Annotated in this window: 6 protein-coding genes; 1 reads left to right on the top strand and 5 read right to left on the bottom strand. The window is 58.5% G+C overall.

The window, feature by feature from the left end; translation table 11 throughout:
- The coding region (locus tag ACIP66_RS16940; RefSeq protein WP_400649287.1) for a cation:dicarboxylate symporter family transporter at positions 1-632 on the bottom strand (632 nt) is incomplete at its 3' end.
- Positions 633-873: 241 nt separating this feature from the next.
- Here ACIP66_RS16940 and ACIP66_RS16935 point away from each other — a divergent pair.
- A complete protein-coding gene (locus tag ACIP66_RS16935; protein WP_400649284.1) occupies positions 874-1935 on the top strand; it encodes a haloacid dehalogenase-like hydrolase in 1062 nt (353 codons plus the stop codon).
- A 143-nt stretch (positions 1936-2078) separates the two neighbouring features.
- On the opposite strand, the gene ilvD is transcribed toward ACIP66_RS16935, so the two are convergent.
- The 4 genes from ilvD to ACIP66_RS16915 form a co-directional block, all read right to left on the bottom strand.
- On the bottom strand, positions 2079-3920 hold the full coding sequence (ilvD, locus tag ACIP66_RS16930) for a dihydroxy-acid dehydratase (protein WP_212545094.1): 1842 nt from the start codon (positions 3918-3920) through the stop codon (positions 2079-2081).
- Between the two features lie 255 nt (positions 3921-4175).
- Positions 4176-5408: an MFS transporter gene (locus tag ACIP66_RS16925; RefSeq protein WP_400649282.1), complete on the bottom strand. Its 1233-nt coding sequence runs from the start codon at positions 5406-5408 to the stop codon at positions 4176-4178.
- Entirely contained in the window at positions 5401-6378 is a 978-nt protein-coding gene (locus tag ACIP66_RS16920; RefSeq protein WP_400649279.1) for a diiron oxygenase, read from the bottom strand. Before ACIP66_RS16920 ends, ACIP66_RS16925 begins: the two co-directional genes overlap by 8 nt.
- Positions 6375-7445, bottom strand: coding sequence for a SagB family peptide dehydrogenase (locus ACIP66_RS16915; protein ID WP_400649276.1), 1071 nt, complete (start codon positions 7443-7445; stop codon positions 6375-6377). Before ACIP66_RS16915 ends, ACIP66_RS16920 begins: the two co-directional genes overlap by 4 nt.
- Between the last annotated feature and the right edge of the window lie 260 nt (positions 7446-7705).

Here is a 7705-nt window from a genome sequence, read left to right as displayed (position 1 = left end):
TTCTCGACGTCATCCTTGAGGAGTTGCAGCGCGGCAACCCCGAGGAATGCGGCGAAAATCACCACGCTGATGATCGAGGTCGGCTTGGCCCGCGCCAGATCGGCGAACGGGTTTTGCGGGATGAACGACAGCAGCAGTTGCGGCACATTCAGGTCGGCGACCTTGCCGGCGTAGTCGGTCTGAATGGTTTGCAGACGGGCCATTTCCTGGGTGCCGGCGACCAGACCTTCAGCGGTGAGGCCGAACAGGTTGGTCAGGCCGATGCCGATCAGCGCCGCAATCGCGGTGGTGAACAGCAGGGTGCCGATGGTCAGGAAGCTGATTTTGCCCAACGACGACGCATTGTGCAGACGCGCCACGGCGCTGAGGATCGAAGCGAACACCAGCGGGATAACGATCATTTGCAGCAACTGCACGTAGCCGTTGCCGACCAGATCGAACCAACCGATCGAGGTTTTCAGAATCGGGTTGCCGGCACCGTAAACGGTGTGCAGCGCCACGCCGAAAGCCACGCCCAGAGCGAGTGCGAGCAGGACTTTTTTCGCCAGGCTCCACGTGGTGTGGCGGGTTTGCGCCAGACCGAACAGCAGGGCGAGGAACACCAGCAGGTTGAGAATCAACGGTAGGTTCATAAGAACTCCAGAAAGACTTTGCCAACAGCCTTCCGGGGCTGCTGCGAACCGGCAAGCCTAACAGCTTGATTTGCAATGATTTAATACCGAAATCTTAGGGCGTCCGTCGTTTTTGGAATAAGCGCTTGTCGCTCTCGGCAATGCATTTGGCGCAAATAGCGGCGTGGGCGGTCGCTGACAGACGAGGACTGTCATACACATTTGTTAGCGTCGATGCTTTTACATCAGGGAGAAAGCGTCGATGAAATTCGCACCGAAATTTCTGGCTGTCGCACTGGCGGTGGGCATGGGCCTGGCTTCTCAGGCTTTCGCCACCGACCTGAAACACTGGCCGGCGGATCAGGCGAAAGCGCTGGACGCGATGATCGCGGCCAACGCCAACAAAGGTAACTACGCGGTGTTCGACATGGACAACACCAGTTACCGCTACGACCTCGAAGAGTCGTTGCTGCCGTTCATGGAAAACAAGGGCCTGATCACCCGCGACAAACTCGACCCCTCCCTGAAACTGATGCCGTTCAAGGACACCGCCGACCACAAGGAAAGCCTGTTCAGTTACTACTACCGACTCTGCGAAGTCGACGACATGGTCTGCTACCCGTGGGTGGCGCAGGTGTTTTCCGGTTTCACCCTCAAAGAACTCAAAGGCTACGTCGACGAGCTGATGGCTTCGGGCAAACCGGTGCCGGCGACTTATTACGAAGGCGATGTGGTCAAGAAGCTCGACGTCAATCCGCCGAAAATCTTCACCGGCCAGCAAGAGCTGTACAACAAGTTGATGGAGAACGGCATCGAGGTTTACGTGATGACCGCGGCTTCCGAGGAACTGGTGCGCATGGTCGCGGCGGATCCGAAGTACGGCTACAACGTTAAACCGCAAAACGTTATCGGTGTGACCACGCTGCTGAAAAACCGCGATACTAACGAACTGACCACTGCACGCAAGCAGATCACCGCCGGTAAATATGACGAGAAGGCCAATTTGGGTCTGGAGCTGACGCCATACCTGTGGACGCCGGCGACGTGGATGGCCGGCAAACATGCGGCGATCCTCACTTACATCGACGAGTGGAAAAAACCGGTGTTGGTCGGTGGCGATACGCCGACCAGCGACGGTTACATGCTGTTCCACGATGTTGACGTGGCCAAGGGCGGGATTCACCTGTGGATCAACCGCAAGGACAAGTACATGACGCAGTTGAACGGCATGATGGCCAAACACGCAGCGGCGCAGGCGAAGGAAGGGTTGCCGGTGACGGCGGACAAGAACTGGGTGATCGTCAAGCCAGAAGAAATTCAGTAACCCCCTGTAGGAGCTGCCGAAGGCTGCGATCTTTTGATCTTGTTTTAAGGGCAAGATCAAAAGATCGCAGCCTTCGGCAGCTCCTACAGGGAACGATCAGCCCCGCACTCAGGCGGGGCATTTTTGTTTCGGCGATTTGATGCTTACAGCCCGTCAAGCATCGCTTTGTTACGCACCGCACCTTTGTCGGCGCTGGTCGCCAGCAGGGCGTAGGCCTTGAGGGCGGTGGTCACTTTGCGTGGACGAATCTCGACCGGTTTCCAGCCTTTCTTGTCCTGTTCGGCGCGGCGTGCCGCCAGTTCTTCGTCGCTGACCAACAGGTTGATCGAGCGGTTCGGAATGTCGATCAGCACCTTATCGCCGTCCTGCACCAGACCGATCGCGCCGCCGGCCGCTGCTTCTGGCGAAGCGTGACCGATGGACAGGCCGGACGTACCGCCGGAGAAACGACCGTCGGTGAGCAATGCGCACGCTTTGCCCAGACCTTTGGATTTCAGGTACGAAGTCGGGTAGAGCATTTCCTGCATGCCCGGGCCGCCTTTCGGGCCTTCGTAGCGAATGATGACGATGTCGCCAGCCTTCACTTCGTCAGCGAGGATGCCGCGTACGGCGCTGTCCTGGCTTTCGAAGATCTTCGCGTTGCCTTCGAAGACGTGGATCGACTCGTCGACACCAGCGGTTTTCACCACGCAGCCATCGAGAGCAATGTTGCCGTACAGCACGGCCAAACCACCTTCTTGCGAATAGGCGTGTTCGACGCTGCGGATGCAGCCGTTTTCACGGTCGTCATCGAGGGTTTCCCAACGGGTCGACTGGCTGAACGCCGTCTGTGTCGGGATACCGGCAGGGCCGGCCTTGAAGAAGTGGTGCACGGCTTCATCGTCAGTCTGGGTGATGTCCCACTTGGCGATGCCTTCTTCCATGCTGCGGCTGTGCACGGTCGGCAGGTCGGTGTGCAGCAGACCGCCACGGGCCAGCGAACCGAGGATGCTGAAGATACCGCCAGCGCGGTGCACGTCTTCCATGTGGTACTTCTGGATGTTCGGCGCGACTTTGCACAGCTGCGGAACGCTGCGCGAAAGACGGTCGATGTCGCGCAGGTCGAAATCGATCTCGGCTTCCTGGGCGGCAGCGAGCAAGTGCAGGATGGTGTTGGTCGAACCGCCCATGGCGATGTCGAGCGTCATCGCGTTCTCGAACGCCTTGAAGTTGGCGATGTTGCGCGGCAGTACCGATTCGTCGTTCTCGCCGTAGTAACGCTTGCACAGCTCGACGATGGTGCGGCCGGCCTGCAGGAACAACTGCTCGCGGTCGCTGTGGGTGGCGAGGGTCGAACCGTTGCCCGGCAATGCCAGACCCAGTGCTTCGGTCAGGCAGTTCATCGAGTTGGCGGTGAACATGCCGGAGCACGAACCGCACGTCGGGCAGGCGCTGCGCTCGTACTCAGCGACTTTCTCGTCAGAAGCGCTTTCGTCGGCGGCGATCACCATGGCATCGACGAGGTCGAGGCCGTGGGAGGCGAGTTTGGTCTTGCCGGCTTCCATCGGGCCGCCGGAAACGAAGATCACCGGAATGTTCAGGCGCAAGGCAGCCATCAACATGCCCGGGGTGATCTTGTCGCAGTTGGAAATGCACACGATGGCGTCGGCGCAGTGGGCGTTGACCATGTATTCGACGGAGTCGGCGATGATCTCGCGGCTCGGCAGCGAGTACAGCATGCCGTCGTGACCCATGGCGATGCCGTCATCCACGGCGATGGTGTTGAATTCTTTCGCTACACCACCGGCGCGTTCGATTTCGCGGGCGACCAGTTGGCCCAGATCCTTCAGGTGCACGTGGCCCGGTACGAACTGGGTGAACGAGTTGGCAATGGCGATGATCGGCTTTTTGAAGTCGTCATCTTTCATCCCCGTGGCGCGCCACAGTGCGCGGGCGCCGGCCATGTTGCGGCCGTGGGTGGATGTTTTCGAGCGATAATCTGGCATGGAGCACTCCGGGCGGCTAATCAGGTACTAAATGGGAGTGAGCTTCTATTGACCTCTGGAACACTCAGAAATGGCCGTGTGTCCGGAAGTTGCCGATGACGTTGCGGGATCGCCGCTGGTCTCAGCCTGAGCTCATAAACCCGCCGGGGATGAATGGCGATGAATCTGCCGATTCTACACCGCTGGCGTCTGGAGGGAATGGCGCAAAGTGTTGTTCCAGTGCCGACGGTGCGTGTGGCATGACGACCGGCAGCTTTAATCACCGCCCGGCTGCGTCATGGCATGGCTTTCATGGATTCTGGCGCGACGGCTGATCCGACTGTTCAACGCCAGCGCCACGCCACTGAGCAGGACAAAGCTGTAACCCAGCGTGGCTTGCAGGTTGGCCGGGCTCAGGCTGATCAATGCGCTGATAAGGCCGCCGCAGATAAAAGTGAGGGTGCTGCCCGCCGCCGCCGAGGTACCGGCAAGCTCGGGAAACAGGCCCATGGCTTTCGACGTGGCGGCCGGGCGCGCGATGGTGGTGCCGGCGGTGCAGATCAGCATCGGAATCAGCACGGTCGCTGACGTCAACGCGAAGTTCGACGACAGGTACAGCATCGCCAGCCCCGACAGCAGGATCAGGCCAAGCCCGACCAGCATTTGTTGGCCGGGTTTGATTCGTCGGCTGAGGACTGTAGCGACGAGCCCTCCGACAATGTAGGCCGCGCCGTAGATCAACAGAATCAGTGAAAAGTCATAAGGCGCTATTTGCAGTTGATCCATGAAGATCAGCGGGGAAATCACGATGAAGGAAAAGTGGCAGGCGAAGGCGAAGGCGGATATCAGCCAGTAGCTGACGAATTCGAAGTCGCCCAGCACTCGCCGATAAGAGCGAATGAAGCCGGGGCGAGCGCCGCTGTGAGCCGGCCGGCTGTTGTCCAGAAACAGCCACGCCTTGATCAGCACCACGGCGGCCAACCCGATAAACACCCAGAAGCTGCCGCGCCAGCCAAGTGTGGCCTGCAGGAAGGTGCCGGCCAGCGGCGATACCGAGATGAAAATCCCCGATGCAGTCACCATCAGGATCCGCAGCCGATCGCGCTGCTCGCCTTCGAACAGATCCTGCACCAAGGCCTGCGACAACACGAAACAGCCACAGCCCAGGGCCTGCATCACGCGGAATATCAGGAACAGCGTGTAATCGCTGGTGCTTACGCAACCGAGGGCGCCGAGCATCGAAACGCTCATGCCCACAAGCAGCAAACCCTTGCGCCCGATGGCATCCGACAGCGGCCCGATCAGCAGTTGCGCAAAAGCGATGCCCACCGCAAACAGGCTGATCGACAGCGCAATGTTGGCTGGAGTGGTGCGAAAGTGCTCGGCCAGTGCCGGAAACGATGGCAGCAGCACATCCAGCGGAAACACTCCCAGCAGCACCATCGCCATCAACAGACTGACCGCGCCGCGGCGTTGCCCGGCGGTCACTGCGGCTTTTCCTCTATTCATCGACCAGGCCTGCCTTGGCGAACAGTTTGCGGTTATTGATGAGGGCAAAGAATCCCGCTTTTGTCATCGCCTCCAGCGTTGCCTTCGCCCCGGCCTTGGTGCGCTGACGACTGGCTCTGGGGCTGATCAATCCGTCGAGGATTTTGCGAATGACGTCGTCGGCAATCCCGACACTGCGCAGGCTCTGTTTCAGCCAGCGCTCGTCGACTTCGAAAAAGATTCGCAGGAACTCCAGGAGCATTCTGGCGCTGAAGGTGCGCTGACGGCTGTTCAGGGTCAGCCACAGGTAATGGAACACTTCTGAAAAATAGCGGCTGTGACGGGCCTCGTCGGCGAGGTGATCGCGCAGCATGTCGCTGACGCTGGAGACCAGCGTGTCACGGCAAACCTCGAGCAACTCCCGGGCAATGATCGTCTCCGAGACGAAGCCGAGCAGAAACCACGCGAGTGGGCGATCCGTCTCGGGCACTCGGGTAATCGCGGTGTTCAACTGGGTAATGCGCATGGGCATCACCGGGCGCTCGGTAATGCCGTACTGGCTGGCGATCTGCTCGGCCAGTTGACTGGAGAACAGCGCGTGATAGCCCTCGTCGGTGTACAGCTGCAGCGCCGCATTTTTCATGCGCGAGGGCACGAAAGCGGGCAGCTCGCCGTGGACGATGGTTTCCACGGCGCGGTTGACAATGCGGTGTTCGAGCAGCGTGGTGTAGTCGAGGAAATGCACCAGATGATTGGCCGTCAGCCGTTGCATGACGTCGCTGCCAGCAGCGCGAATGGCCGGGTGTGAGAGGTACGGCAAAAAGGCCGGGGGAAACCAGTGGCGGGTTTTCAGCTGTTCTTGCAGGTCATCCGGCAATTGATAGGTGTGTTGAGACGTGCGCACCGATGCGCGGCCGTTCCAGTCATCGAGGGTGAACTTGTGCGCCCATGACACTGAGGCTTCCAGTTGGTCGGAGGTGATTGCGTTCATGCTTGCACCTCCAGCAACAGCGCCTGCATTTCCTGACACATCGCTTGACCGTCGCTGGCGCCGCAACCGACGAAGAACAACGGTTGTTCCGCGCTGCCGGTAATTTTCAGCAGGGCTTCAACCTGATCATCAGAGAACGCGCCGGTCAGCCAGGTGCCGAGACCGAGGGCCGTGGCAACCAACTGAAAGGATTGCGACAAGTGCCCAGCCTCCACGAACGCCATGCGATAGGCGCGTGAGTGTTCATATTTCCACCAGAGCTTGTCGAAACGCGCGGTAATGAACAGGCCCAGCGGCAGGTTGTTGATGAAGTGTTGTCCGCCGAGCAGTTGACCCAGCGCCGAGTCGGGCAGCGGGTTTATAAGGCTCAAGGCGTGCTCTACCGGGTGATAGGCGTAGATGCCGGGTTTCAGGCCGCTGACGTTCTGCACCAGCGCAAAACCTTCGCACGCATTCAAACCGCCGCCGGAAGGACTGCTGCGACGGGCATCAAGCCCGAGGGCGATACTGCTGTCACGATCCTGCTGGCGTTCGTGCAGATAACCGAGGGAAAGATAGAGCAGGGTGGAAACGTCATTCAGCGTGACCGCTCCACCGGTAAAGGAACGACTGGTTTTGCGCTGGCGCAGGACGTTTCCCAAGCGGTCGTTGCTCAGCACGGCAGGCGCCGGCAGCGCGATGCGCGCGCCTTCCAGCGTGGGGTGCTCTTTATCGGGCGGTGGTTTGCTCAGTACGTGATTGCAATGATCCAGATATTGTCTGGACCATTCATTAATATTCTTGGGTGTCTCTTCGCAGGGAATGTTCTGCGTACCTATATGAAATATCTTGGATAACTCATCCCAGCCCCAAGGCGGGTTGTCTATTTTTGCAATGGTTAAAATTCCCACGCTTAATAGTTGTATGTCTATTATGTTGCGACTGTCGAATGCGTTCGGGTTGTCGATAAGTTTCGCCAGTCTTGAAGCGTAATCAAGATCAAGTTCATGTTGAGTGTGTTCTTTATAGTTCCAGACGATTTGTCCGGGCGTGCGCGGCAATATGAATAAGTACGGATTGATGTGCATGTTCAATGCTTCACTCTGGAAAGGGCTGATGGACGCTGGGGTGCCGGCACTCCCCAGCGTCCTGACTTACTTAGCGGGCTTTAGGCGCAACCAGAAAAGCGAGGTTTGCGATTTTGTTGGTTTCCAGAGTAATTGCTTTCATAGTATGAACTCCTTGTTCATTAAGATTGAATGCCACCTCGTGGTGACAACTCAATAATAGTTTGTAATCGATTAATGGCAAGTGGAGATTAAGTAGGAAAAATCCAGTAATTTTGTCG

The sequence above is a fragment of the Pseudomonas sp. NPDC088429 genome, from assembly GCF_044753305.1.
In the GTDB taxonomy this organism is placed as follows: Bacteria; Pseudomonadota; Gammaproteobacteria; order Pseudomonadales; family Pseudomonadaceae; genus Aquipseudomonas; species Aquipseudomonas rustica.
This window is presented reverse-complemented; position numbering and strand designations above follow the sequence as displayed.